This is a genomic window from Dyella monticola, from assembly GCF_003363155.1.
Lineage (GTDB): Bacteria > Pseudomonadota > Gammaproteobacteria > Xanthomonadales > Rhodanobacteraceae > Dyella_B > Dyella_B monticola.
In genome coordinates, this window is the sequence record NZ_QRBE01000007.1 from 52,344 (window position 1) to 75,076 (window position 22,733).

Annotated in this window: 22 protein-coding genes and 1 pseudogene; 13 read left to right on the forward strand and 10 right to left on the reverse strand. The window is 60.4% G+C overall.

What is annotated here, in order from left to right; translation table 11 throughout:
* Positions 1-129: 129 nt before the first annotated feature.
* Together DWU98_RS22560 and DWU98_RS12520 are read left to right on the forward strand one after the other, a co-directional pair.
* Positions 130-396: pseudogene (locus DWU98_RS22560) on the forward strand (hypothetical protein); the annotation flags it as partial.
* A 106-nt stretch (positions 397-502) separates the two neighbouring features.
* Positions 503-1,516: a hypothetical protein gene (locus DWU98_RS12520; protein WP_230474827.1), complete on the forward strand. Its 1,014-nt coding sequence runs from the start codon at positions 503-505 to the stop codon at positions 1,514-1,516.
* Positions 1,517-1,632: 116 nt separating this feature from the next.
* Here the strand turns inward: DWU98_RS12520 and yccS are convergent, their stop codons facing one another.
* The gene (yccS, locus tag DWU98_RS12525) at positions 1,633-3,795 is read right to left on the reverse strand and encodes a YccS family putative transporter (RefSeq protein ID WP_115496038.1); all 2,163 of its coding nucleotides are present in this window, start codon (positions 3,793-3,795) and stop codon (positions 1,633-1,635) included.
* Positions 3,796-3,939: 144 nt separating this feature from the next.
* On the opposite strand from yccS, the gene DWU98_RS12530 reads away from it, so the two are divergent.
* Together DWU98_RS12530 and DWU98_RS12535 are read left to right on the forward strand one after the other, a co-directional pair.
* A complete protein-coding gene (locus DWU98_RS12530; RefSeq protein ID WP_115495911.1) occupies positions 3,940-4,707 on the forward strand; it encodes an ATP-binding cassette domain-containing protein in 768 nt (255 codons plus the stop codon).
* Complete coding sequence (locus DWU98_RS12535) at positions 4,704-6,182, forward strand: ABC transporter permease/substrate-binding protein (RefSeq protein WP_115495912.1); 1,479 nt, start codon at positions 4,704-4,706, stop codon at positions 6,180-6,182. Before DWU98_RS12530 ends, DWU98_RS12535 begins: the two co-directional genes overlap by 4 nt.
* 27 nt (positions 6,183-6,209) lie before the next feature.
* On the opposite strand, the gene DWU98_RS12540 is transcribed toward DWU98_RS12535, so the two are convergent.
* Positions 6,210-6,710: a hypothetical protein gene (locus DWU98_RS12540; RefSeq protein WP_147293313.1), complete on the reverse strand. Its 501-nt coding sequence runs from the start codon at positions 6,708-6,710 to the stop codon at positions 6,210-6,212.
* 189 nt (positions 6,711-6,899) lie between these two features.
* On the opposite strand from DWU98_RS12540, the gene DWU98_RS12545 reads away from it, so the two are divergent.
* Positions 6,900-7,454, forward strand: a complete 555-nt coding sequence (locus DWU98_RS12545) for a DUF4142 domain-containing protein (protein WP_158545045.1) — start codon at positions 6,900-6,902, stop codon at positions 7,452-7,454.
* A gap of 53 nt (positions 7,455-7,507) precedes the next feature.
* On the opposite strand, the gene DWU98_RS12550 is transcribed toward DWU98_RS12545, so the two are convergent.
* Positions 7,508-7,855: a hypothetical protein gene (locus DWU98_RS12550; protein ID WP_230474828.1), complete on the reverse strand. Its 348-nt coding sequence runs from the start codon at positions 7,853-7,855 to the stop codon at positions 7,508-7,510.
* Positions 7,856-7,963: 108 nt separating this feature from the next.
* Between DWU98_RS12550 and DWU98_RS12555 the strand changes: the two genes are divergently transcribed.
* Positions 7,964-8,440 (forward strand): DUF421 domain-containing protein, encoded by a 477-nt coding sequence (locus DWU98_RS12555; protein ID WP_115495916.1) that lies wholly within the window; start codon positions 7,964-7,966, stop codon positions 8,438-8,440.
* A gap of 69 nt (positions 8,441-8,509) precedes the next feature.
* A complete protein-coding gene (locus DWU98_RS12560) occupies positions 8,510-9,025 on the forward strand; it encodes a DUF6496 domain-containing protein (protein ID WP_115495917.1) in 516 nt (171 codons plus the stop codon).
* A gap of 88 nt (positions 9,026-9,113) precedes the next feature.
* Here DWU98_RS12560 and DWU98_RS12565 read toward each other — a convergent pair whose 3' ends face one another.
* The 6 genes from DWU98_RS12565 to DWU98_RS12590 form a co-directional block, all read right to left on the reverse strand.
* Complete coding sequence (locus tag DWU98_RS12565) at positions 9,114-9,314, reverse strand: hypothetical protein (RefSeq protein ID WP_115495918.1); 201 nt, start codon at positions 9,312-9,314, stop codon at positions 9,114-9,116.
* Positions 9,315-9,344: 30 nt separating this feature from the next.
* Positions 9,345-11,921, reverse strand: a complete 2,577-nt coding sequence (ligD, locus tag DWU98_RS12570; RefSeq protein WP_115495919.1) for a DNA ligase D — start codon at positions 11,919-11,921, stop codon at positions 9,345-9,347.
* Positions 11,922-12,058: 137 nt separating this feature from the next.
* Positions 12,059-12,934 carry a DUF72 domain-containing protein gene (locus tag DWU98_RS12575; RefSeq protein ID WP_230474829.1) on the reverse strand — a complete coding sequence of 292 codons (876 nt, stop codon included), beginning with the start codon at positions 12,932-12,934 and terminating at the stop codon, positions 12,059-12,061.
* 21 nt (positions 12,935-12,955) lie between these two features.
* A complete protein-coding gene (ku, locus tag DWU98_RS12580) occupies positions 12,956-13,855 on the reverse strand; it encodes a non-homologous end joining protein Ku (RefSeq protein WP_115495920.1) in 900 nt (299 codons plus the stop codon).
* Between the two features lie 76 nt (positions 13,856-13,931).
* A complete protein-coding gene (locus tag DWU98_RS12585; RefSeq protein ID WP_158545046.1) occupies positions 13,932-14,339 on the reverse strand; it encodes a response regulator in 408 nt (135 codons plus the stop codon).
* Positions 14,340-14,420: 81 nt separating this feature from the next.
* Positions 14,421-14,867 (reverse strand): hypothetical protein, encoded by a 447-nt coding sequence (locus DWU98_RS12590; RefSeq protein WP_115495922.1) that lies wholly within the window; start codon positions 14,865-14,867, stop codon positions 14,421-14,423.
* 368 nt (positions 14,868-15,235) lie between these two features.
* Between DWU98_RS12590 and tkt the strand changes: the two genes are divergently transcribed.
* From tkt to DWU98_RS12620, 6 genes are all read left to right on the forward strand, one after another.
* The gene (tkt, locus tag DWU98_RS12600) at positions 15,236-17,281 is read left to right on the forward strand and encodes a transketolase (protein ID WP_115495924.1); all 2,046 of its coding nucleotides are present in this window, start codon (positions 15,236-15,238) and stop codon (positions 17,279-17,281) included.
* Positions 17,282-17,903: 622 nt separating this feature from the next.
* Positions 17,904-18,071: a hypothetical protein gene (locus DWU98_RS21975; protein WP_158545047.1), complete on the forward strand. Its 168-nt coding sequence runs from the start codon at positions 17,904-17,906 to the stop codon at positions 18,069-18,071.
* An 81-nt stretch (positions 18,072-18,152) separates the two neighbouring features.
* Positions 18,153-18,638, forward strand: a complete 486-nt coding sequence (locus tag DWU98_RS12605; protein WP_158545048.1) for a PA2169 family four-helix-bundle protein — start codon at positions 18,153-18,155, stop codon at positions 18,636-18,638.
* 371 nt (positions 18,639-19,009) lie between these two features.
* Complete coding sequence (locus DWU98_RS12610) at positions 19,010-19,360, forward strand: response regulator (protein ID WP_115495926.1); 351 nt, start codon at positions 19,010-19,012, stop codon at positions 19,358-19,360.
* 116 nt (positions 19,361-19,476) lie between these two features.
* Entirely contained in the window at positions 19,477-21,336 is a 1,860-nt protein-coding gene (locus DWU98_RS12615; RefSeq protein WP_115495927.1) for a CHASE3 domain-containing protein, read from the forward strand.
* 165 nt (positions 21,337-21,501) lie between these two features.
* Entirely contained in the window at positions 21,502-21,813 is a 312-nt protein-coding gene (locus DWU98_RS12620) for a hypothetical protein (protein WP_115495928.1), read from the forward strand.
* 18 nt (positions 21,814-21,831) lie between these two features.
* Here DWU98_RS12620 and DWU98_RS12625 read toward each other — a convergent pair whose 3' ends face one another.
* On the reverse strand, positions 21,832-22,731 hold the full coding sequence (locus DWU98_RS12625; RefSeq protein ID WP_115495929.1) for an SDR family oxidoreductase: 900 nt from the start codon (positions 22,729-22,731) through the stop codon (positions 21,832-21,834).
* Positions 22,732-22,733 lie beyond the last annotated feature (2 nt).

The window sequence follows — 22,733 nt, forward strand, 5'->3', positions numbered from 1 at the left end:
TCTTATCGCGCTTTAGCCCTACGCGTCATGCCTGGCTTCGTCGGCTTCCAGCTGACCTTTTACAACATCTAGTTTTGTACCTTGCGCCGGCCGCCTGTGCGTCGGCCAGTCATCACGCAGGGAACACACATGTCCGATCCGACCGACTGCGCGACCACTGCGCCGTGTCTGCTCCATCAGCATTACTTCGTAGAGTTGCGCGGTTTTGCCCATCCCGTGCCGTTGTCGGTGCGCTCCTTCCAAGCGCACGAGCAGCTCGGCGATTCCTACCAGATCACGGTGCTTCTCCCCCATCCAGATGAACTCACGCGTGGTGACATCGTCGGCAAGGACGCGACATTTCGCATCGTGTCCGTCGAGGGTGCGACGCGGCACTTCGCCGGCTGTGTTACGGCTTTCGACCGTATCAAGCGTACCAAGGACGAATACATCTATCGCTTCGTGATCGAGCCGCACTACATATCAGCCCACCCTTTCCTTGCCGTACCGCGAATCGACGGGTTTGAATTCAGCCAAGATCATGCCGTTGCCGTTGCCGTTGCCGACGGCGGATGGCGCGGTAGGTGTCTCGCGCACCGGGCAGATCATCGAGCAGTTGATCACCCCGCTGACGAGCCATATTACGCACCTTGCACGGTCGCATACCTTCGAGGTGGTACTGCAATCGTCCGATGCACAAGACCTTGCCGAGCTTCGAGCGGTGTGGCGAAAGCTGAATTTGCCTGACGCCATGCGCATGGAACAAATTCCGCTGGACGCCGAACAGGCGACAGTCCAGCACTGGTTTGATCCGGGCTGGAAATCCGATTTTCGATTGATGCTGGCGTGCCAGTTACATCAGGACGGGCAAGCGCAGGCGTATTCCGAGCTCGCGGTGGCGATGCTGCTGACCTGGCCCAGCGTGATCGAACGTTCGCGGGGAAAATTGAAACCTCAGGCTCGCCTGTTTCGCCCCATTTCGATGGCATCCGATGCCGTGCAGGACGCTTTGGAAATACTGTTGGCAGCAGAGCAGGTACCTCGCGCACGCATTCGGCATGTATGGCTGAGTGCTTTGCCGCCACAGGACCGTCATGCGACGGTCGCCGCCGTCAGAGACGCAGGACTCGATCTTGCCGTGCACGCTATTGATCACGCGATCGGTGAGCCCGGACCCGTGAACCGGCTGCTGCTTCAGGCACTCGCCGCGCAAATGGTGAAACACGGACAAGGGGTGCAACTGATTGCTTCACCGCGTGATAAGGAGGTCATGCTGAATCTGGTCGGCGCGAAGTTAGAGTCGATTCCTGGCGTCGAGCAGAGCGACGCCCATCCGTTCATGGTATCGACAACCATAAGCATAACCTGCTGCTTTGCGTTATTTGTGTTTTTGCAAAAAGTGACGGGCGCATCTGAGGTGTGGTTCTGGGGCTGTCTGGTGGCTTGGGCGCTGTTGGTCTTCCCTCTCCAGATGGTTGGCTCTGTCGGAAAACGTCACATGATAGAAGACGATTTTTATCGAGAGCTGCCGCATTGAGCGAGGGCTATGCGAGGCCGCCAGCGATCGGCCTGGGCGCCGTGGCAAAAAAGAATCGCGCTTGCTGTTTGATCGCCGAGTAGGCCCGATGAGCCAATGAGCTTCCCGCTGCCTTCCTATGCGCTGCGCATATCCCGCACCACGCTCGCCAACCGGTCCCGCTGCGCCAGAATCAAAGCAAGCTGCCCGAGTACCAGCCGGGCGGTGTCGTCGAGCACTCCGTCCACGTGCGGCATCAGGCTTTGATCGGTATCGGCTTCCGGTAGCGACGACGCCAACGGGCGGGTCAGCAAGGCATCGGACAACTGCTCCAACCTGGTGACGACCAGATTGCCGGCGAGCGTTACCGTGTCGCGCGCCTGGGCGTCGCCGATCACCTGCCGGTGCGCACCCAGCGCGGAGATATGCCCCAGCATGGTATGGGCGATGGTGAGAAAGCGCAGCAGATCTTCGTTGCCGCGTCGCTGTCGGCCCGGTTCGCGCAGCATGTTGGCGAGCAGGCCGCTCAATGAGGCATCGGCATTGTGGGCTTCGCGCCGCGCGATGCGATAGGGCAGGTCATCGCGTTTGCCGTGGACGTACTGGGCGATCACCTGTTGTACGTAACGTGCATCGTTACGCAGGGTGTTGGACAGCACATGGTCGAGCTGTCGACCCTGCCAATCGGGCAGCACCAGATAGATCGCCAGTGCGGCGATGGCAGAGCCGATCAAAGTATCGAGCAGACGTGGCCACATCACGTCATAACCGCTACCGCCCTGGCTGAAGCAGGCGACCACAAACACGGTGATGGACACTGTGGCGAGGGTGTAACGCCGCAGCCGCGCCGCAAAGAACAGCACGCCGGTGAGCACGATCAGCAGCAATTGCCACGAGGTGGCTGGCAGCAGGCGCAAACTGGCCCAGCCGATGACGACGCCGATAAGCGTGCCGGCCACGCGCTGCAACATGCGCGTGAGCGTGGCGCCATAGCTCGGCTGACACACCAGCAAAGTGGTCAGCAAAATCCAGTAGCCATGGTTGGGATGCGCTATGCGTAGCACGCCGTAGCCAACCATCAGCGCCAGTGCCAGGCGTACGGCGTGGCGAAAGCGCGAGGAGCGTGGCGTAAGCTGGATGGTGATGCGCTCCCAGGCTTCGCCCAGCGTTTGTGGGCCGGGATTCTGCAGGGCGACGTCGTCACCATCGAGCGCCATCGGCGCGTGATCGTTTTCCAGCAAGGCCTGGATCGCGCTGATATTGCGCAGCAACGCGTCCAGCGAACGCAGCAGTTGCCCGGATGGAGACGTCGTCGCAACGCGCAGTGACTGAATCGCCTGGCGCAGATCGGTCTGCGCGGCACGGATCTCGGCCGTATCGGCGAGCAAGGTGCGCAGACGCAACGCTTCGGCTTGCCGGCGGCACTGGCGCGCCTCCAGGCGCAGGATGTGCTCGCAGCGGAACAGCACGTCGCTGTGATAGAACGCCTCGGCCAACGCGGCGTAGGGAAAGTGCGAGGAGCTGACGCGCTCGTGGATGTCCTGCGCCTTGAAATAGAGCTGCAGGCGCGACGCGGTTGCACCGCGCGGGCGACGCATACCGATGCGGTCGATCAGCACGATGCGCGTGTCATTGAGCGCTTCCACCACTTGCTCGTTCTGCATGGCCAGGGTCAGTGACAGGGCGTCGCGGTCGATGCCATGCACCGGCGTGAACAGCGCGGCCTTGGTTTCCAGGTAATCGCCCAAGGCATCGAACACGCGCGCCAAGGCATGACGCACGGCAAGCTGCGGCGACAGCGCGCTCCACAGTAGCGAGAGCACGCCGTACCACGCCGCGCCGGCGAGCATTTGCGCCGGTTCGATGAGGAGATCGGCCGGGGCAACGGGCTGATCGGTGCCGATCATCGTATAGACGGCCAGGATCAGCGTTCCGCCAGCCACCGTCGCATAGCGCGCGCTGATCGAGCCGAGCATCACCAGCGCGAAGGTCATCAGTGCGAGCGCCGGGGCAAACACCCACGGATACGGCAGCAGCCGTTCCACCGCCAGGGCGACGCCCGCGAAGCACGCCAGCGTGATCAGCAGCGTGCCCAGACGGCTGCGCCAGTGATCCTCGGTCTCGGCCAGGGCGCAGGCGATCACCCCCAGCATGGCCGGGATCATGGCCGCTGCATGGTTGCACCACAGGCAATAGGCGATGACGCCCGCCAACGCAAGCAGCACGCGCTGGCATTCGGCAAAGCGGTCCGAACCGCGCAGGCGGCGCCAGCAATGGAGGAGAGCGGCATGGGAGGACATGCGGCAAGGATACATGCTGCTATGCAACATCCACCTTTCATGCGCATTGTTTTCTTTCGGCCGGCGACCGTTCCGCAATGAAGAGGGCGGTACGCCGACCGCACATGCGTTAGATTCAACCCTTTCTCGCAGCCCCGTGCCCGAATGCCGATCGCCCACAGCGCCTGTCCCGACGCGTTCGAGCTTTCTGCCGTACACAAACGGTATGGCGCCATTCCGGCGCTGGATGACGTCACGCTTCGCTTTGCCGTAGGCAGCACCACCGCCTTGATCGGCAGCAGCGGCTCCGGTAAATCGACCCTGCTGCGCGTGCTGCTGGGGCTGGAATGGCCCGATCAGGGCGAGATCCGAGTGGATGGCCAAACGCTCTTGCCTGCACAGGTGCTCGCCTTGCGTCGCCGGGTGGGTTATGTGATCCAGGAGGGCGGCCTGTTTCCGCATCTCACCGCACAGGGCAATCTGGCGTTGCTGCCGCATCACCTGGGCTGGAGCAAGGACCGCATTCGTCAGCGCGCCGAGGAACTGGCAACGCTTACCCATCTTCCGCTGAGCGTGCTGGAGCGCTATCCGGTCGAATTATCGGGAGGACAGCGTCAGCGGGTGGCATTGATGCGTGGCCTGATGCTCAACCCTGACGCCTTGCTGCTGGACGAACCGCTGGGCGCGCTCGATCCCATCGTCCGGCATGAATTGCAGGATGAGCTGAAAGCGATCTTCGACCAGCTCGGCAAGACCGTCGTCGTCGTGACGCACGATATTGCCGAGGCAGCCTGGTTTGCGGACCGCATGGTGCTGATGCGCAACGGCAAGGTTGTGCAGGACGGCCGGCTGGAAGACCTGTGCCAGCGTCCGGCCGATCCGTTCGTCACACGCTTCGTGCAGGCGCAACGCACCCTCCGGGGTTCACCATGAAGCGCGCATGGATCATGCTCGTGGTGATGCTGATGCCGGCACTGGCGTGTGCGACGCCCGTGCGCATCGGTTCCAAACAATTCACCGAGTCGGTGATCCTGGGTGAAATCGCGCGGCTGGCAGGGCGCGAAGCGGGCGTGCAGGTGGTGCATCAGCGCGAGCTTGGCGGCACGGCCATTCTGTGGGGTGCGCTTGAGCACGGCGATATCGATGCTTACCCCGAATACACCGGCACCCTCACGCATGAGTTGTTGAAAAACGTGGCGCCCGACGCCGATATCCCAACGCTGCGCGCGGCGCTCAAGCCGCTGGGCATCGGCATCACCGATTCGCTGGGATTCGACGACACCTATGCCATCGGCATGCGCGCGGACCGTGCCGCGCAGCTTGGCATTCGCCGGCTATCCGATCTCGCGCTCCACCCGGACTTGCACCTCGCCTTCTCCAACGAATTCATGGCGCGCAGCGACGGATGGCCGGGCTTGCGCCAGCGTTATCAGTTGCCGCAGACGAACGTGCGCGGCATGGATCATGCGCTGGCGTATCGCGCACTGGCCAGCGGCGCCGTGGATGCGACCGATCTCTACAGCACCGATGCGGAGATTCCCTACTATCACCTGCGTACGCTCGACGACGATCGCCATTATTTTCCGCATTACCAGGCCGTGTATCTGTACCGACTCGATCTTGAACAGCGCTCGCCCGCGTTCGTCCAAGCATTGAATAAACTCGCCGGCCGTATCGACGCGAATGCCATGCGCCAGATGAATGCGCTGGTGAAGATGCAGGGGAAAAAGGAAGTCGAAGTCGCTGCGGATTTTCTTGGCGTACAGCCGGATCGCGATGGTACGGGGTTGTGGGCGCGCCTGTTGCAACGAACCCTGGAGCATCTGCGCCTGGTGCTGATCTCGCTGGCGGCGGCGGTACTGCTCGCCATTCCGCTGGGTGTGCTGGCAGCGCGCAGCAAGCGGCTGGGCCATCTTGTGATGGCGCTCAGTGGCGTGCTGCAGACCATTCCGTCGCTGGCGATGTTCGTGTTCATGATTCCACTTTTCGGCATCGGCACGTGGCCGGCCATTGCCGCGCTGTTCCTCTACAGCCTGTTGCCGATCGTGCGCAACACGTATGCCGGGCTCACCGGTATTGCGCCGGATCTGCGCGAATCGGCCGCCGCACTGGGCCTGCCGCGTGGTGTACGGCTGCGCCGGGTGGAGTTGCCGATGGCGATGCGCTCGATTCTCGCGGGCGTAAAAACGGCGGCCGTGATCAACGTCGGTACGGCGACGCTGGGTGCGCTGATTGGCGCCGGCGGTTACGGCCAACCGATTGTCACTGGTATACGGCTGGACAATATCGGGCTCATCCTGGAAGGCGCCATTCCCTCGGCGTGCATGGCACTGGTCGTGCAGGCGCTTTTTGAAGGCGTGGAAAGATGGCTTACGCCGCGTGGCATGCGGCTGGAAGCTCGCCAATGACGCCGTGCTGACAGACTGGCATCCTTTTCAGCGATGACGATGCGCGCCCAATGACGATCCGCCCTTGGATGCATCCTTGCTGCGCTGAACGTCTTCAGGCGAGGCGGCGCCCACAGACGGCCACATCGACGGGTTTTCGCCGGGTGGCTTGTCGCGTTTTTGCGAGCTGATGGAGCTGGCGCCGGCATCGTCCAGCAGCGTGCACACGTCATCCATCGACATCTCCCCGTGCAACTCGATCACCAGCGTGGTGTGTCCTATCAACGCGGGGTCGGGTAGGTCGGGCGTACGCGAAGAGGTAAACACGCGTTTGGATTTTTCCCGCCCCGTGCTCGTATCCACGGTGCCCGTGTGGCTCGCCTTGGAGACCACGGTAGTCGGCGCACTGGAGCTGGACGGGGCGCCACCCACGCTTTCATCGAAGGCTAGGACGATCTGCTCGCGTCGGAGCCCCCTGGATAGCAGCCTTTCAGCCGCGGCGTTGGCATCGAATTGCGTATTGAAACAGGCGACAACGAGTTCGGCCATGACCATGCTCCCTCGACAATTGCTTTGTCATGCAATGTAGGCCTTCGACCATAACCCACGCGTGAGCAATACCGTTCATGGCCCTTTGCGTTTAGCGCAATGTCACGCAGGTGTTCGCTCGCAGCATACGCAAGGGTCACGCGGGCGATGCTAACTATGCACACGCCATATGCGCGGGAGGTTTGGATCATGCCACCGATTCATCGATCATCCATCCATACGACGCTTGTTCTGCTGGTATTTACCTTGATGATGGCGCCGTTTGTCTGGGCGCAAAATGGAACTGCCACCGCCGATACGCCGGCCACAGGCGCATCGGGTGCACATACCGCTCAGGACGCCCGCTTTGTGATGGTTGCATCAGCAGCGGGACAGACGGAGATATTGGCAAGCCGCCTGGCGGCCACGCGGTCACAATCGTCGAAGATCAAGGGCTTTGCGGCCACCATGATTCGCGACCACACCAAGGCCAATGATCAACTCAAATCGATTGCCCAGAAAGACGGCTATACGCTCGCGACGACGCCCACGCAAACGCAGGAAGCGGCCATCGCCAAACTGCAGTCCTTGCAGGGCAAGGATTTCGACACGGCTTACGCGTCAATGATGCTGAGCGACCACCACGCGGCGGTAGCGCTATTCCAATCGGAATCCACTTCCGGTAACGATGCTGACCTCAAGGGCTTTGCCTCGAGCACGCTGCCGACTTTGCAGCATCATTTGGCGTTGGCGAACGCGCTTTAGGTGGTTGCGTTGCATTGCCGCCATTACGGCGAAAGCCGAGGCGCTTTTACCGATCAGATCAACGCCTGCGGCACAGGCGGCGTTCCGGACGGATCGCCGATGGGCGCGGGCGGCGGTTCGGGATCGGTAAGCGGCGGACGTTCCGGTGTTGGCAGCGGCGGTTCGGGCGCGGGTTCAGGCACACCCGGAGACGGTGTCGGCGCGGGTGGCGTTTTAGGGGTGGGGTCCGGCACCTCTGCATGCGCAGCAAGCGCGCGTTCTGCCATCCACAGCGTACGAAGCTGCGCATGTATTGGCCGGGTGCGTTTCATCGACTTCACCGTCACGCCTTGGAAGAATGGTTTCCACTCTGAGCGCGCGCGTGTACAGGCGGGAGGAAATTCCTGTGACGGTTGACGCATGGGTTCACTTCTATCACCCCGTGCACGCATTCACGCCCGATCGACTCCTTTTTCGCCTCCAGCCGGGACATAGTGAGATTCCGTCAGGGTCCTCAAGGAGCGTCCGTCATGAGCACATTCGTACTGGCCATGCCGTGGTGGCATTTTGTGTTGCGCGGCATCGGTGCCTACCTTGCCCTATTGATCATGTTGCGCATCGTGGGTAGGCATTCCTTCAGCGACATGTCCACGTTCGATATCGTCGTGCTCGTGCTGATCGGCGGCACATTGCGCAACACGATCATCGGTCCGGACAACTCGTTTCAAGGCGGCCTGATCGCCGTGGCGTCCATCCTTGCCGCCGATCGCGTACTCGCATGGCTATGCACGCGCTCGCCGCGGTTGAACCGCCTCGTGGAAGGGAAACCCACCGTGCTGGTGCACGAGGGCGAACTGGTGCCGGGTGCACTTGAACGCGTCAGCCTTCCGAAGGCGGCGTTCCGGCGCGCGCTGCATACGCAGGGCCTGGAAGATATCCAGACCATCAGCACCGCGCGCCTGGAACCCAATGGACGCATCACGCTTATTCGCAAACGCGCATCGTGATGTGCTTTGACAGCACATCGACGCCCACGCGAGTAAAGCTGATTGCGCTTGCTCATGGGGAGAGACGACATGCCTGAGAAAAAGACTCGCAAAGCGGCTGCAAAAGACAAGCGCGAAGGAAAAGCGCCCAGCACCCAGGCAGGTGAATACGTGCATGAGGAGATAGAGCACATTCGCAAGGGCAAGCACGGTGCCCGCTCGCCGCAGCAGGCGATCGCCATCGGCTTATCGAAGGCGCGGCGTGCCGGCATCAAAGTGCCAAGGAAGAAATCATCCAAGAAAAGTTCATCGCGCAAGCGTGCCAGCGCTGGCACATCCACCACCAGCAGAAAGCGCGCAACGGCCAAGCGATCAACCGGCGGGGATTCCACTGCCAAACGTGCGAGTGCGTCATCGCGTGCATTGCGTCGGGAAGGAACACGCTCTGCATCAAAGCGTTCCCTGTCGGCGCACGCCAAGCGAGCCGCTTCCAAACGAAGCGCATCGTCGCGTTCGGCAGCGGCGAAGAAGGCAGCGCGGACGAAAGGGGCGCACGGACGCTCCGCCGCGGCGAAGAAGGCAGCACGGACCCGCAAAGCGTCATAGTCCGGGCCGCGCAGTGGCTTGAAGTTCGCCGGTTGTTTTTCGTCGCCCCGCTTTTCGCAGGGGCGACGAACCCGAACGAATCGGGCCTTCAATCACTCTCCGACGTAGACGCGTTCAACGCCGCCGCCACCGCCGCATCGCCGGTGACCAGATCGATCCACTTCAATTCAATGCCCTTGCGGTGCGATTTGCGCGTGATCTTTACTCCTTGCGCGTCCATCACCACTGTGTAGGCTTGTCCCTCTACATCGATTTCGCGCCTTAGTGGCTTATCCAGCGTGGTCGTCATGAGCGAGTCTCCGTGGGTCGACAAAAAGATTCATGAGTGCTTGTTCAATTGCCTGATGGCTGTATCGAGCGACTGTTTCACTGTGCCGATGCCTTCCCAGGGATCCTTGCGCAAGCGGGCGAGGCGCCTGGGAAGCGTGTGAAGGGTGAAGGCATCGCCGCGTTCGATCTTCGATAGTTCCTCCCATCGCAACGGTGTGGCGACGGGCGCGCCTTTGCGGGCTCGTAGCGAGTAGCTGGCAATGCTGGTTGCGCCGCGACTGTTGCGCAGGTAGTCGACGAAGATCTTGTCGGCACGCTTGGCCTTGCTGGCAGTGTCGACGAATTCATCCGGATAGGCAGTAGCCATGGTGGCTGCGATCGCATGCGCGAAGTCCTTCACCTGCTGCCACGGGCAGGCGGGGTTGAGCGGCACGACCACATGCAGGCCTTTGCCACCGGTGGTGCGCAGGAACGATTGCAGACCGATCTGATCCAGCCACTTTCGTAGCAGCCGCGCAGCGGCGACCACGCGTTCCCATTTCACCTTCGGAGCAGGATCCAGATCGAATACCACGCGATCGGCGGTGTCTGGGCTCTGAATCGTGGTGCCCCAGACATGAAACTCAAGCGTGCCGAACTGCACCAGTTCCATGATGGAATCGGCGTCTTTGGCATACATGTAGACCGCCTGGGAGCCTTTCTCTTCTTTTAGTCGGACCGTGCCTACGCGATGCAGGCCCTGGATCGGATGCTTCTGGAAAAAGCAGGGTTTCTCCGCGCCTTCCGGACAGCGGATGACTGACAACGGACGCTCGATCAGGCCAGGCAACAACCACTGCATGATGCTGCGGTAATAATCGGCGACGTCCTGCTTGGTGATCGTATCGCTTGGATAAACGACACGATCCGGATGCGTAATGGTGACGACGCCAGTACCGGCGACCGTCGCTGCGCGGGGCGGCTTGGCTGGACCCTTTTTCGCCGCCCTTGAGCGTGAGGCCTTTGCGGGGGCACGGTCCGTGCTCCGCAGATCGTTGGGAGTCTTGTCCATGCGCAGCGTCTTCAAGCTCGGTTGTCGCAAAAGGTTGTTGCCGCCCATGCCGCGATAATTCACCTCCACCACCAAGGCGGGTATCACCCAGCGGGCATCGCGCAGCAGGGGGTCGATGCCGGAGAGATTCGCCGGCGCTTTTTTGGATGCATGGGCGGTGACCAGCTTGGCCGCTTCCGCCAGCGTCTTGTCGGTAAAGCCGGTGCCAACGCGTCCGGCAAACAGCCACCCATCACGCCGATCCGGATCGGGTTTTGCCAACAGCAGCGAGCCGAAGCCGCTGCGGCTGCCTTTGGGTGGCGTATAGCCGACAACGGCAAATTCGTCGCCTTCCAGTCGTTTAATCTTGACCCAGTCGCCGCTGCGTCCGGCGTGATAACCCGATTCCACGCGCTTGGAAACGATGCCTTCGAGACGATGCGCCACCGCGCGCTGCATCGCTTCCTCACCGTTGCCGCGCGTATGCGTGCTAAGCGCAAGATGCTGGCGACCATGGCCAAGCATGCGTTCAAGCAGCGCCTTGCGATCGAGCAACGCTACGCGCGACAGATCGTAACCCTCCAAGTAGGGGATATCGAACAGCACATAGACCAGCGGACGCTGTGCTTCACCCGACAAGGTTTTTTGCAGTGCGTTGAAGTCGCTGCGGCCCTGGTTGTCCGTAGCGATCAGTTCGCCGTCCAGGTGCGCCGAATCGAGGCCCAATGATTCGATCGCCTGCATGATGTCGGGAATCTTTTCATCCCAGCGCAACGCGTTGCGTGACCAGAGTGCTACGTTGCCTTTCGCGATGGTGGTGAGGATACGGTAACCATCCCATTTCACCTCGTGCAGCCAATTGTCGCCGGCGGGCGGTTCGGTGCGTAACTGGGTCAATGCAGGCTTGAAGAACGCGGCGCTCGGTGCAGCTTTTTTTGCATGCTCAAGCGATTTGGCATCATTGATCAAGCCGGCTTTGCTCAGCTTGCGCCTGAAAGGCGGTTTGCGCACGCGTGCGGTGGATTTTTTTGCCGCCGCGCGCGTGCTTTCCGATCTGGCGGCCTTGCGCGTGCTTTCGCGCATCTTCGCATCCATCAGTTCATCAGCTTCCACATTGCTGGCGAAGCTGTCGTCGGCCTTGATCAGAAACCATGATGGCTGCCGCTCCTTGCGGCTGCTGCGCACCAGGTGCCAACTACCCTTGAGGCGCTTGCCGAACAATTCGAACCGGAGATGGCCTTTTTTCAGCTGTGCAAGCGGATCGCCATCCGTGGCCCACACCCCACGGTCGAACTGATCGACATGCCCCTTGCCATAGCCTTCTTCGATCTCGCCTTCGAAATCGGCGTAAGCCATCGGGTGATCTTCCACTTCCACCGCGAGGCGTTTGATTTTTGGGTTGTAGCTCGGCCCCTTGGGAACGGCCCAGCTTTTCAACGCATTGCCCATCTGCAGGCGGAAATCAAAATGGCGACGCGAGGCGTGATGCAACTGCACCACAAACAAAGCGCGCGCGCCCTCGGGGACGGCGGTATCGGGCCGTGGTTCCTTGCTGGATTGAAAATTTCGCTTGCGCTGATATTCCCGAAGACTCACGGTTGCTCCGCCGGTTAGCGTGGCGATACCGGTACGTGCAGATCACGCCATCAAGGCGCATGCACACCGTTGACGCTAACTTGCAACGGTATATGTCAAGAACAGGGCAACTGAATGTGACCGGGATGTTTGGATAGTCACGCTAATTTCCTCACCAGTGCATGTGCGTCGAAGGGGGCTTTGACCTTCGTGTCGTTGTCAAAGTAACAGTAGATGTCGCGACTTGACCGTTTGCGCGGGTGCTTTTCGCTGCAGCGGCGGGCGTCGTTGGGCTCAGTTCCCATGCGCCATGCATCGATGTGCCTGCACCAGCGATTCAACGCGGCTTGGGTATAGCCGCTGGCATAAAGCTCTTTGTCGCCGTGCAGGCGCAAATACATGAAGCCTGCCGTCACATCTTCCAGGAAAGGCCATTTGCCCGCGGTATCGGCCACCACCAGGGCCACGTTGTGCCGGCGAAGCTGGGCGATGAAACCTTCGCTGACAAAGCTGGGGTGACGTACTTCCATCGCGTGACGCACGCTGCGCTTGCGGTCGGGCGTCAGCATCGCCTGCTTGATCGTGCGGTCGTGACGCCGTGCCATGGCGGCCAGCGCCTGGGTATCACGGGGCAGTTGGGCAAGAAATGTCTCCAGCACATCTCCGTCGTAACGGAGGCTGGGCGGCAGTTGCCAGAGGAGCGGACCTAGCTTCTCGCGCAGTGCGAGCAAGCCTGAGGCAAAGAAGTTGGCGAGCGGTTTTTTGACCTGCTTCAGGCGTCGGATGTGCGTGACGTAACGCGGCGCTTTGACCGCGAATACGAAGTTCCGTGGGGTGTCTTCGTACCAATGCTGGTAACTGGAAGGGCTCTGCAGGGAATAAAAGCTGCCGTTGATCTCGATGGTCACGAACTGCCGCGACGCGTAGTGAAGTTCCTCACGCTGCGGGAGCGTTTCCGGATAGAAGACACCGCGCCAAGGTGGATAGCGCCAGCCGGAAATGCCGATGCGCGTCTTGCCGATGCGTGAGGCCACACCTTTTCCCAGTTCTATTGACTAACTCGCCTTGCGCCGCGAGCCGCTCTTCTTCGCAGCTTTGCTTTTCTTTGAAGCGCGCCCCGATGATTTAGGCCGCGTCGTGCTCTTGGCCGGCGTCCGCTTCTTCGTATCGATGCTTTTCTTCAGCAAGGACATGAAGTCGACCACGTTGGTAGAGACCTCAGCCTCTTCGGCGGCGGGTTCCTCGATAGCTGCCAGTGCACCCTTTGCCTTCATGCGCTTCTCGATCACTTTCTTGAGCCGATCGCGGAATTCATCCTTGTACTCATGGGGCTTCCAATCGCTCGTCATCGATTCAATCAACTGCTCGGCCATGGAAAGTTCCCGTTCGGTAATGCGGTAGTGCTTCACATCGTCTGTCGGTACCTGGTATTCATCGATGTCGATCAGTTCCTGTTTAAAGCGCATCAGTATCAGGGTCAGGGCATCGTCTCTGGGGACCACCGCCGAGAGGTATTCGCGCGTGCGGATCACCACGCGGGCGATACCTATCTTGCCGGTGCGCTTGAGTGTCTCGCGCAAGAGCACATAGCCTTTTTCGGCTTTCTTGCCGGGCACAAGTATGTAGGGTTTCTCGAAATACTCAGGCCCCACACTGTCGGCGTCGACAAACGCTTCCACCTCCACGGATTCACGGTTTTCGGTCGCCGCCGATTGGATATCCCCCGGTTCGAGCACCACATAGTTGCCCTTTTTGTACTCGAACGCTTTGACGATCTCCTTCCATGGCACTTCTTCGCCGGTTTCGGCATTGACGCGCTCGTATCGAACGGGTGCTTTGTCGCGACTGTCGAGCATACGGAAATGCAGGTCGGTGCCGCGCTCGCCGGACATCAGCGAGACGGGTACGTTCAGCAGCCCGAAGGTGAGATTACCGCTCCAGATTGGGCGCGCCATGATGGACTCCACGTCACGCAGAGGGGTTCTTTATTTCCTATCGTGCGTGACGTTGGCGACAACGCTTTGCTGGATGTTATGCGCGTCGCCGGGTGGTGGCGCGGCCGCGCCGGAGCAGGCAGCGCCCAATGGCGCGCAGCAGTTCGGTCTTGCCGTAAGGCTTGCGCAGCACGGTCGTGTCGTCCTGGCATGTACCTTCGAGTGCATCCCATTCGCCCGAGGCGAGCACGTACTGACCGTGACGCAGGCGTCGACGTATCTGCTGTGCCACCTCCATGCTGGAAGGGCGGCGGCAATGGTGCATGTCGACCACAACGACGTCTATGTCTGGGTGGATGCGTGATAACCGTAGCGCATCGGACACGCTGTGCGCCTGGGATACGTCGTAACCTTCATTCGCCAGTGCGTAATGAAGAAGCTCTCTGGTATCTGGATCGGACTCAACGACGAGTACATGCATTACCGCCTCCGTGGTGCGCGGCATCCTGTATTCCCGTGCATGAATCATTCACGCGGGCGATGACCCAGGCGTGAACACGATGTGTCTGCTGCATGTCAGCGCACTTCACTCACCTGCTGGATCGCTGATGACAAAGGGCGGTTTGCCAGGACATATCGCGATCACGGCGAAGGCAAAGATCAAACTGAATGACCAGAACACATCATTAATGGCCAGCTCGGCGGCGTGGTTATTCACGATCTGGTTAAGTGCAGCATGAGTCGATTTGTCTCGCAGACCTAATGGTCGGCCGCGTGCGAACCATTCAGTGGTGGCGGCCGCATCTGTATGCGTGTGTTCGCTGAGTAATGAGCGGTGATAAGTGCTGCGATGGGTGGATAGCGCGGTGCTGACAGTGGCCACACTCATGGCCATGGTGCGGTCGTCACGCTTGCTTCCATGTGCCATCCGGCGCAGCGGATAAGCGAAACATGCTTCTGCCGGATTGACGTTCATGCCAAAGGCGAAAGTGGCATCCGTTCGCGCGCTCACGATGTGACCGAATATGTTCACGCTGGCAAAACACTGCGTGCAGTTTTACCTCACGCTCCCGGCCGGGTAACGGTGCCTGTTTTGCGCGCGTGTCGCCATCACGGCGATCTTATTTTCACTTCATGAAAACCGCCTTCATCGCATCGTTCGGTTTGTCCAGTCGGGCATCGTCCACAAGAGGCCAGATCCGCATGGAGATCGATCACAAATGCGCCTATGGACCTTGCCAATGCAAGGTTCCAGTAATGGGTCAATATTGCAGTGACCATTGCAGCCAGGCGGACAAGCTGCGCGCGGAAGGTACGCAATGCAGTTGCGGCCATGACGCCTGCGTGGCCACGCAAAGCATCTGAGCCGCGTCACCTCCCAGGACGTCCGGACACCCCCCTATGTCTTCTCAATTCGATCAGAAGTGCATCGATACGATTCGTTTTCTCGCCGTGGATATGGTGCAGAGGGCCGATAGTGGCCATCCCGGACTTCCGCTCGACGCCGCGCCGATGGCCTATGTGCTGTGGGATCGTTATCTCAAGCACAACCCGCGCAACCCGCACTGGGCCGATCGCGATCGTTTTGTGCTATCGGCAGGGCATGGATCGGCGCTGCTGTATGCATTGCTGTTTCTTGCCGGTTACGACGTGACGCTGGATGACATTCGCCAGTTTCGCCAATGGGGCAGCAAGACGCCCGGCCATCCGGAACGCGGACATACCGCCGGTGTGGAAGTGACCACGGGCCCGTTGGGGCAGGGTTTTGCGAACGCAGTGGGCATGGCGATCGCCGAAGCGCAGCTTGCGGCACTCTACAACCGCGACACCTACACGGTCATCGACCACTACACCTATGTGCTGGCCAGCGACGGCGACCTGATGGAAGGTGTGGCATCCGAAGCGGCGTCATTGGCCGGCCAGTTGAAACTGGGCAAGCTGATCTGTTTCTACGATGACAATAATGTGACGCTTGCCGGCAGTACCGAACTGACTTTTTCGGAAAACCGCATCCAGCGCTTCCAGGCGTACGGCTGGCATACGGCAACGGTGGAGGACGGCAACGATCTTGCCGCCATCGATGCCGCGCTCAGCCAGGCACGCAGGGAGGTGGCACGCCCATCGCTCATTCGCGTACGCACGCATATCGGTTTCGGTTCACCCTTGCAGGACAGCTACAAGGCGCACGGTTCGCCGCTTGGAGCGGAAAATGTGCGAAAAACCAAGGAAAAACTGGGGTGGCCGGAGGAGCCGGATTTTTTTGTGCCGGACGAGGTTTTTTCGCACATGCGCAAGCAGGCTGCGCGAGGTCACGATCGGGAGACCGAATGGGTCCAGCTGATGAACGACTACCAGAGCAGCCATCCTGATTTATGCAATGAGCTGCAAACGCGGTTGCGCGAAGAGCTGCCGGAAGGGTGGGACGCAGATGTTCCCTTCTTCGAACCTGACGAAAAGGGACTGGCCACGCGCGAATCCTCCGGCAAGGTGATGAACGCACTGGCGCCCAAGCTCCCAGCACTGACAGGTGGCTCGGCCGATCTGGACCCGTCCACCAAGACGGCGCTGAACGCATTCGGCGATTTTCGTCCGCCGCGCACCGGTGAAGCGGGCGAGCGCGAGTCGGCGGTCGAACATGGCGATTACAGCGGCCGCAATCTCCATTTCGGCGTGCGGGAACATGCCATGGGGTCGATCGTCAACGGCCTTGCCGCGCATGGCGGATTCATTCCCTACGGCGCCACGTTTCTGATTTTTTCCGACTACATGCGACCGCCGATCCGGCTGGCCGCATTGATGGGCTTGCACGTGGTGCATGTGTTTACGCACGACAGCATCGCGTTGGGTGAGGATGGCCCCACGCACCAGCCCATCGAGCAACTGGCCAATCTGCGGGCGCTACCCCATTCCCTGGTGATTCGCCCGGCCGATGCCAACGAGACGGCCGTGGCGTGGAAAGTGGCGGTGGAAACGCCTGACCGGCCGGTGTTGCTCGTGTTGACCCGGCAAAAACTACCGACCCTCGACCGCTCGCGCTATGCGTCGGCCGAAGGATTGCGCCGGGGCGCGTATGTATTGGCCGATCCGCCTGATGGGCACCCCGCGGTGATCCTTATCGCTACGGGCTCGGAGGTTCAGCTGATCGTTCAGGCGGCCAAACGCCTGAGCGAGGAGGGCGTTGCCGTTCGCTGCGTCTCGATGCCCTGCCATGAGTTGTTCGAGGCACAGTCGCAGGAGGAGCGCGACAAGGTGCTCCCGCCATCCGTCCATGCACGCGTGGCGGTCGAGATGGCAGCATCGCAGGGGTGGGACAAATACATCGGGCCCAAGGGTGTCATGTTAGGTATCGACCGTTTTGGCGCCTCGGCGCCAGGCGAAACGGTCGTACGCGAATACGGATTTACGGTCGACCACGTTTGCGCGGCTGCAAGATCATTACTGGGTTGAGGGAGATACGCAAAAAGGCAGCGATGGTATTTATTCAGTTAACCCCGTCTGCGCAGGGCAAATAGGGCGGTTTGTCAGCGTCCATTCGGTTTTTCAAACGAGACGTTGACAATTACTGCACAAAGCCTTGCATACAAGGGGATCACTGTGAGGCCGCAATCGTTCTGTTGCATCAGGTGCGTCGCCGGGGTTAGGGACAGCATCGGATGATCGGTTACGGCCCATACGGCACGACGCGAAAAATCACATGTCACGTCAGGAGAGAATCATGAATCGCATGGCACTTGGAATTGCAATTGCCGGTATTGGCTTGGCGCTCGGCGGGTGCAACAGCGGTGGAGGCTCGGGTGAGAATAGCCCTCCCCCCGCCGCTTCGGCCGCGGCACCAGCAACGCCGGCACCGACGCACACCGCCGCCATGCCACCGGCTAGCGGCACAGCCAGCATGCCGCCCGCCAGCGGAACCGCAGCGGCGCCAGCGCCGGCGTCGACGGCCGGGCATTAAGTCAGGGTAACGCGGTTACCTGCACACGCCCTTCTCTGCCGTGTATGTGCAGGGAAGGGTGTTTTGTGCGCGTGTGATGGCGTGTCGCAGGGAAAGATAGAAGCAGCGGGAGCATCCGTGCTCCCGCTGCCTCCGTCCACGGCTCATGGGCATGCTGCCTTGCCGATCGCTTACGGCACCACGCTGGGGGTGCAGGGTGGCGCATCGCGCGTCATCAATCCGATTGCTCCGAGTGACGGTAACCATCACCTGCATGAAGTGCCTGAAGTGGGGCTCGATGCGTAGTTCCAAGAATTTTTTACGTCCTTTCTGCCGTGCATGAACGGCCGTGCGTCCAAGATAGGCGTCTCGGCGGGGAGGTTGTCCATGAACGCAGGCGATGATGATGTCAGGATCTTGAACGGCTTGATCGGGGCGACGCTGGACAGCGCCAGGCATTACAAAAAAGTGGCCGGAAACGTGGGCAATCCAAGCGTCCGCGCGCTGTTCGAGCATCTGTCGACGGAGCGCAAGAGCATTACGCAGGCACTGCAGAGCCAGCTTGGCGCGATCAGCAGTAATCCGATGATCGAAAGCGCGCGCAACGTATCGTTTACACGGCGTATCTTCGGCAATGTGCGTCACGCGATGGACTACGGCTACATTGCGCTGATCGACGAAGTAGAACGCGGCGAAGAGCGTGTTAAGGCGAAATACGAGCGCGCGCTGACAAATGAAAAGCTTTCCACGCTATCGCGGTCAGTGGTGCAGAACGCTTACAAATCGGTCTGTGCCGGTTGCGCCCAGATGCATGCCCTCAAGCGCTACCCGAATGCCGAACGCGTACATAGTGAACGTGTTGAGCAGTGGTAACGGGTGTTACTGATAGGGTGGCGCGTGGGGTGTCGGCGGCCGCGGCTCCTGATGGCGCATGGCGCGATACGCTCCGGCGAGGATAAACCCCGCCAGAATCAGCACAAATACAATCCAGCCTATTCGTTTGTACACATTCGCGCCGCCAGGAGATCCATGGTCAAGCTAGTCATGCAAGGGTTGCCCGTCCGTGAAGGAAGGTTCGCACCGATAACGAATGGTGGAACACGTTGACTTACTCTTCACAACGTCCGTCCCCGTTTTCGCTATTGTCGACAGACGCAACACGTGTTCATTATTTTATTTGGGTCGGCGCCGACGAGCATCGGCAGGGTCGCCGGCATCGGCAAAACTGATCGGGTGGGGATGGTATGACGACTGTTCTGCTCGTTGACGACAATCGGGATGTGCTCGAGGTGACCGCGTTCATGCTTGAGGATGCTGGCTACGAAGTGGTAGCTGCCAACAGTTCCGAACAAGCCATGCAAGTGGCTTCGCTGCGCCCTGATATCGGTGTGGTCGTGACCGACCTCAACCTCAGGCAGGGCATGAGTGGCGTGGAGATGGGCATGGCCATGCACGAGGAGGGTCTCAAGTGCCCGATGATCGTGATGTCCGGCGATAGCGAGCCTCCGGAAGAGGGGTGGCAGTCATGGATGAAATATCTAGCCAAACCGTTTGACCGCAAGACTCTGCTGGCGGCCATTACGGAGCACGCATAAACCTGGCTGCATTGGCGAGATTAGGTGTCATCGCTCTTGCAAAAGATGATGGTCTGATCATCGGGAGCGCGCGCGCAAGGATGGCCCTGCCGCCCGACTGAAGTCGGAGCAAGGCAATGGAACACGAATCGGCGCGGGTGCGCATTCGGCTCGGGCTTATCGGCGGCTTCGTGCTGCTGCTGTGCGTGTGCGCATTGGTGATATTCGCCGCCATCGCCAGCATGGGGGCCGATCGTCTGGTGCAACATTCCATGCTCGTGCGGCAGACGCTCGAGCAACTTCTGGGCACCGTGCAGGCAGCCGAGGGGGGGCAGCGCGGCTATCTGCTCACCGGCGACACCAGCTATCTCGAACCTTTTTCCCAGGCCAAGGCCAGGTTGCCTGTGCTGGAAGGTCAGCTGCGCCAGCTCACTGAGCAAAGCGCGGCCCATCAACAACAGCTGGATGGGCTCTATCCGCTCATCGCGGCGAAAATGGATGAACTGTCCAGCGGTATCAAGGAACGCCAACTCGGCCATAACGGCGCGTCCATGTTGCTGGCGCGGACAGAGCTCGGGCGCCATCTGATGGGACGCATCAGGGATCTGGCATCCGATTTTGACCACGCCGAATTGGACATGTTGTCCGAGCGGACGTCCATTGCGGTGTTGCATCGTGAATTTCTCACGAGCGCAGCGGTGGTGCTGACGCTTCTCACCGGTACGCTGGGGCTTGTGATCGTGCTCAAGGCACGTCGCTACGCCAATGATATGCGCGACAAAAACAAAGTGTTGCTGGAGGAGATCGATCATCGCGAGCAGGCTGAACTGCAGTTGCGGCAAGCCCAGAAAATGGAGGCGCTCGGGCAGTTGACCGGCGGTGTGGCGCACGACTTCAACAATATGCTGGCCATTATCATCGGCAATCTGGAAATGGTGATCAGGCGACTGCCCGAAAGTGATATGCGTTGCCGCAGGCTGGCAGCAAACGCACTGACCGGTGCAGAGCGCGCGGCGGAGCTCACCAAGCGCCTGCTTGCCTTTTCGCGCCAGCAGCCTCTGCAACCGAAACCCACCGACATCAAACGCTGCGTGAAAGACATCGCAAACATGCTGCGGCGCTCGCTTGGTGAAAACATCAGCATTGAAACCGTGCACGATGGGTCTTTGTGGAAGGCGTTTGTCGATCGGCCGCAATTGGAAAGCGTGCTGCTCAACCTTGCCGTAAACGCGCGCGACGCCATGAGCGGCGAAGGCAGACTTATCATCGAAACCGCCAATGCTTGTTTGGACCGTAGCTATACCGAGATACACAGCGATGTCACGCCCGGGCAATACGTAATGATCGCCGTGACCGATACCGGCTGTGGCATGCCACCGGACGTGGTGAGCCGCGCGTTCGATCCGTTCTTCACCACCAAGGAGGTTGGACAGGGGACGGGGCTGGGGCTCAGCCAGGTGCACGGTTTTGCCAGGCAGTCGCATGGGCACGTGAAGATTTATAGCGAAACCGGAGTAGGCACCACGGTAAAACTGTATGTGCCTAGGGATATCTCCCAAGAGGAGGAAGATTCCCTGGCGCTTTCGATCATGGATGCCTCGCATGTCGAGCATCGAAAGGTATTAGTGGTGGAAGACGATGCAGACGTGCGCGACTTCGTTGTCACGGCGCTGCAGGAGCTGGGTTACGAAGCGATTGCAGCGGACAGCGCGGAAACCGCGCGTGCCCTGCTTGCCGAGGATCGGAACATCAGCGTGATGCTTACGGACGTGGTCATGCCAGGCGGCAACGGAAGGCAGTTGTACGACGATATTCGCGACGTTCGCCCGGATGTGATCGTGCTGTTCATGACCGGCTATTCACGCAACGCCATCGTGCACAACGGCGTATTGGATGAGGGCGTCAGGCTTATCAGCAAACCGTTCACCGTGGATGAGCTCTCGCGCGAGCTGCACGCAGCGATTGTCGCCGAGACGCCGACCGGTCCACTCTATTAGCCACTCGACATCGGGTATCGGCGTGGCGCGGCGCCAAGTTGAACGCCCTCACGTCTCCGTGACCCGGGCCTCACATTTACCGAAAAATAATCGAACCCTCATAACGAGATGGGCATGGTCATGAATGCACGAACGATAGCAAGTGTTGCGGCGCTCGGATGGCTAATGACATCGGGCATCGGTGTTGCCGCGGCGCAAGAGGCGAGTCCAAGCGCTCCCAGTGCACCCAGCGTCGGCCAACCTCATGAAGTGTGCCGGCGCGTCAAGGTACAAAATCTCTCGGCCGGAAGTCCGCAAATGGGAAGCACGGAGGCGAGTACGACGGCTGCCGGTAGTGGATATACCGCCGGCACGAGCAACTCGCTTGCGACCTCCAACGGTGCGGCCCGAAGCTACGCTGGCAGCACTACCCAGGAGAACTATGGCGCCAGCACCGGCTACCATTACGAAGAGCGGTGCTATACACAGCAGCAATAATGCCTGTGTAATACGGCGCTATGGCAACGGATGGCCGCCCGTCACGCCAAACACTTCGGCCGTCACGTAGCTCGATTCCTGCGTCGCCAGAAACACGTAGATGGACGCCAGTTCGGCAGGTTGCCCCGGGCGGCCGAGTGGAACGTTCTTGCCGAACTCCTTTATCTTTTCCTGCGGCTGTCCGCCGGAAGGCTGCAGCGGTGTCCAGATCGGTCCAGGTGCCACGGCGTTGACGCGTATACCGCGATCGGCCAGCTGCTTGGCGAGCACCTTGGTCAGGCCGACGATGGCTGATTTGGTGGGTGCGTAATCGCCCAGGATAGGTGATTGATCGTACGCCTGGATCGAGGCGGTATTGATGATCGTGGCGCCGCGTGGAAGATGCGGCACGGCAGCTTTGCAGATCCAGAATAATGCATAGACATTGGTCTTGAACGTCTGGTCGAACTGTTCCGTGGTGATATCCAGGATGGTTTCCTGATAGGCCTGCTTGCCGGCCACATTCACCACGATGTCCAGGCCATCCATGTTTTTTACGGCGCTATCCACCAGTTGTTTGCAGAACGCTTCGTCTTTGATGTCGCCGGGCACCGTATGCACCTGTACACCGCTATCGCGCACCAACTCGACGACCTCCCTGGCATCGGCTTCCTCTTCTGGAAGATAGTTCAACGTGAGGTCCGCGCCTTCCCGTGCGAAAGCAATCGCCACAGCGCGGCCAATCCCTGAGTCGGCGCCGGTGATGAGCGCCTTGCGGCCTTTTAGCCGTCCAAAGCCGACGTAACTGTCCTCGCCGTGGTCGGGGCGTGGCCTCATGTCTTTGGCGAGCCCCGGGGCCTTTTGCGGCTGTTCTTCGAATGGCGGGCGCGGATACTGGGTGGTGGGGTCACGCATGCTGTACTGGTTGGTGGAACTCATGG

Excerpts from the sequence above, each read along its gene's own strand:
- yccS (WP_115496038.1), bottom strand. The coding sequence starts at position 3,795 with ATGTCCTCCCATGCCGCTCTCCTCCATTGCTGGCGCCGCCTGCGCGGT.
- DWU98_RS12530 (WP_115495911.1), top strand. The coding sequence starts at position 3,940 with ATGCCGATCGCCCACAGCGCCTGTCCCGACGCGTTCGAGCTTTCTGCC.
- DWU98_RS12535 (WP_115495912.1), top strand. The coding sequence starts at position 4,704 with ATGAAGCGCGCATGGATCATGCTCGTGGTGATGCTGATGCCGGCACTG.
- DWU98_RS12540 (WP_147293313.1), bottom strand. The coding sequence starts at position 6,710 with ATGGCCGAACTCGTTGTCGCCTGTTTCAATACGCAATTCGATGCCAAC.
- DWU98_RS12545 (WP_158545045.1), top strand. The coding sequence starts at position 6,900 with ATGCCACCGATTCATCGATCATCCATCCATACGACGCTTGTTCTGCTG.
- DWU98_RS12550 (WP_230474828.1), bottom strand. The coding sequence starts at position 7,855 with ATGCGTCAACCGTCACAGGAATTTCCTCCCGCCTGTACACGCGCGCGC.
- DWU98_RS12555 (WP_115495916.1), top strand. The coding sequence starts at position 7,964 with ATGAGCACATTCGTACTGGCCATGCCGTGGTGGCATTTTGTGTTGCGC.
- DWU98_RS12560 (WP_115495917.1), top strand. The coding sequence starts at position 8,510 with ATGCCTGAGAAAAAGACTCGCAAAGCGGCTGCAAAAGACAAGCGCGAA.
- DWU98_RS12565 (WP_115495918.1), bottom strand. The coding sequence starts at position 9,314 with ATGACGACCACGCTGGATAAGCCACTAAGGCGCGAAATCGATGTAGAG.
- ku (WP_115495920.1), bottom strand. The coding sequence starts at position 13,855 with ATGGCGCGCCCAATCTGGAGCGGTAATCTCACCTTCGGGCTGCTGAAC.
- DWU98_RS12585 (WP_158545046.1), bottom strand. The coding sequence starts at position 14,339 with ATGCCGCGCACCACGGAGGCGGTAATGCATGTACTCGTCGTTGAGTCC.
- tkt (WP_115495924.1), top strand. The coding sequence starts at position 15,236 with ATGTCTTCTCAATTCGATCAGAAGTGCATCGATACGATTCGTTTTCTC.
- DWU98_RS12605 (WP_158545048.1), top strand. The coding sequence starts at position 18,153 with ATGAACGCAGGCGATGATGATGTCAGGATCTTGAACGGCTTGATCGGG.
- DWU98_RS12610 (WP_115495926.1), top strand. The coding sequence starts at position 19,010 with ATGACGACTGTTCTGCTCGTTGACGACAATCGGGATGTGCTCGAGGTG.
- DWU98_RS12615 (WP_115495927.1), top strand. The coding sequence starts at position 19,477 with ATGGAACACGAATCGGCGCGGGTGCGCATTCGGCTCGGGCTTATCGGC.
- DWU98_RS12620 (WP_115495928.1), top strand. The coding sequence starts at position 21,502 with ATGACATCGGGCATCGGTGTTGCCGCGGCGCAAGAGGCGAGTCCAAGC.
- DWU98_RS12625 (WP_115495929.1), bottom strand. The coding sequence starts at position 22,731 with ATGAGTTCCACCAACCAGTACAGCATGCGTGACCCCACCACCCAGTAT.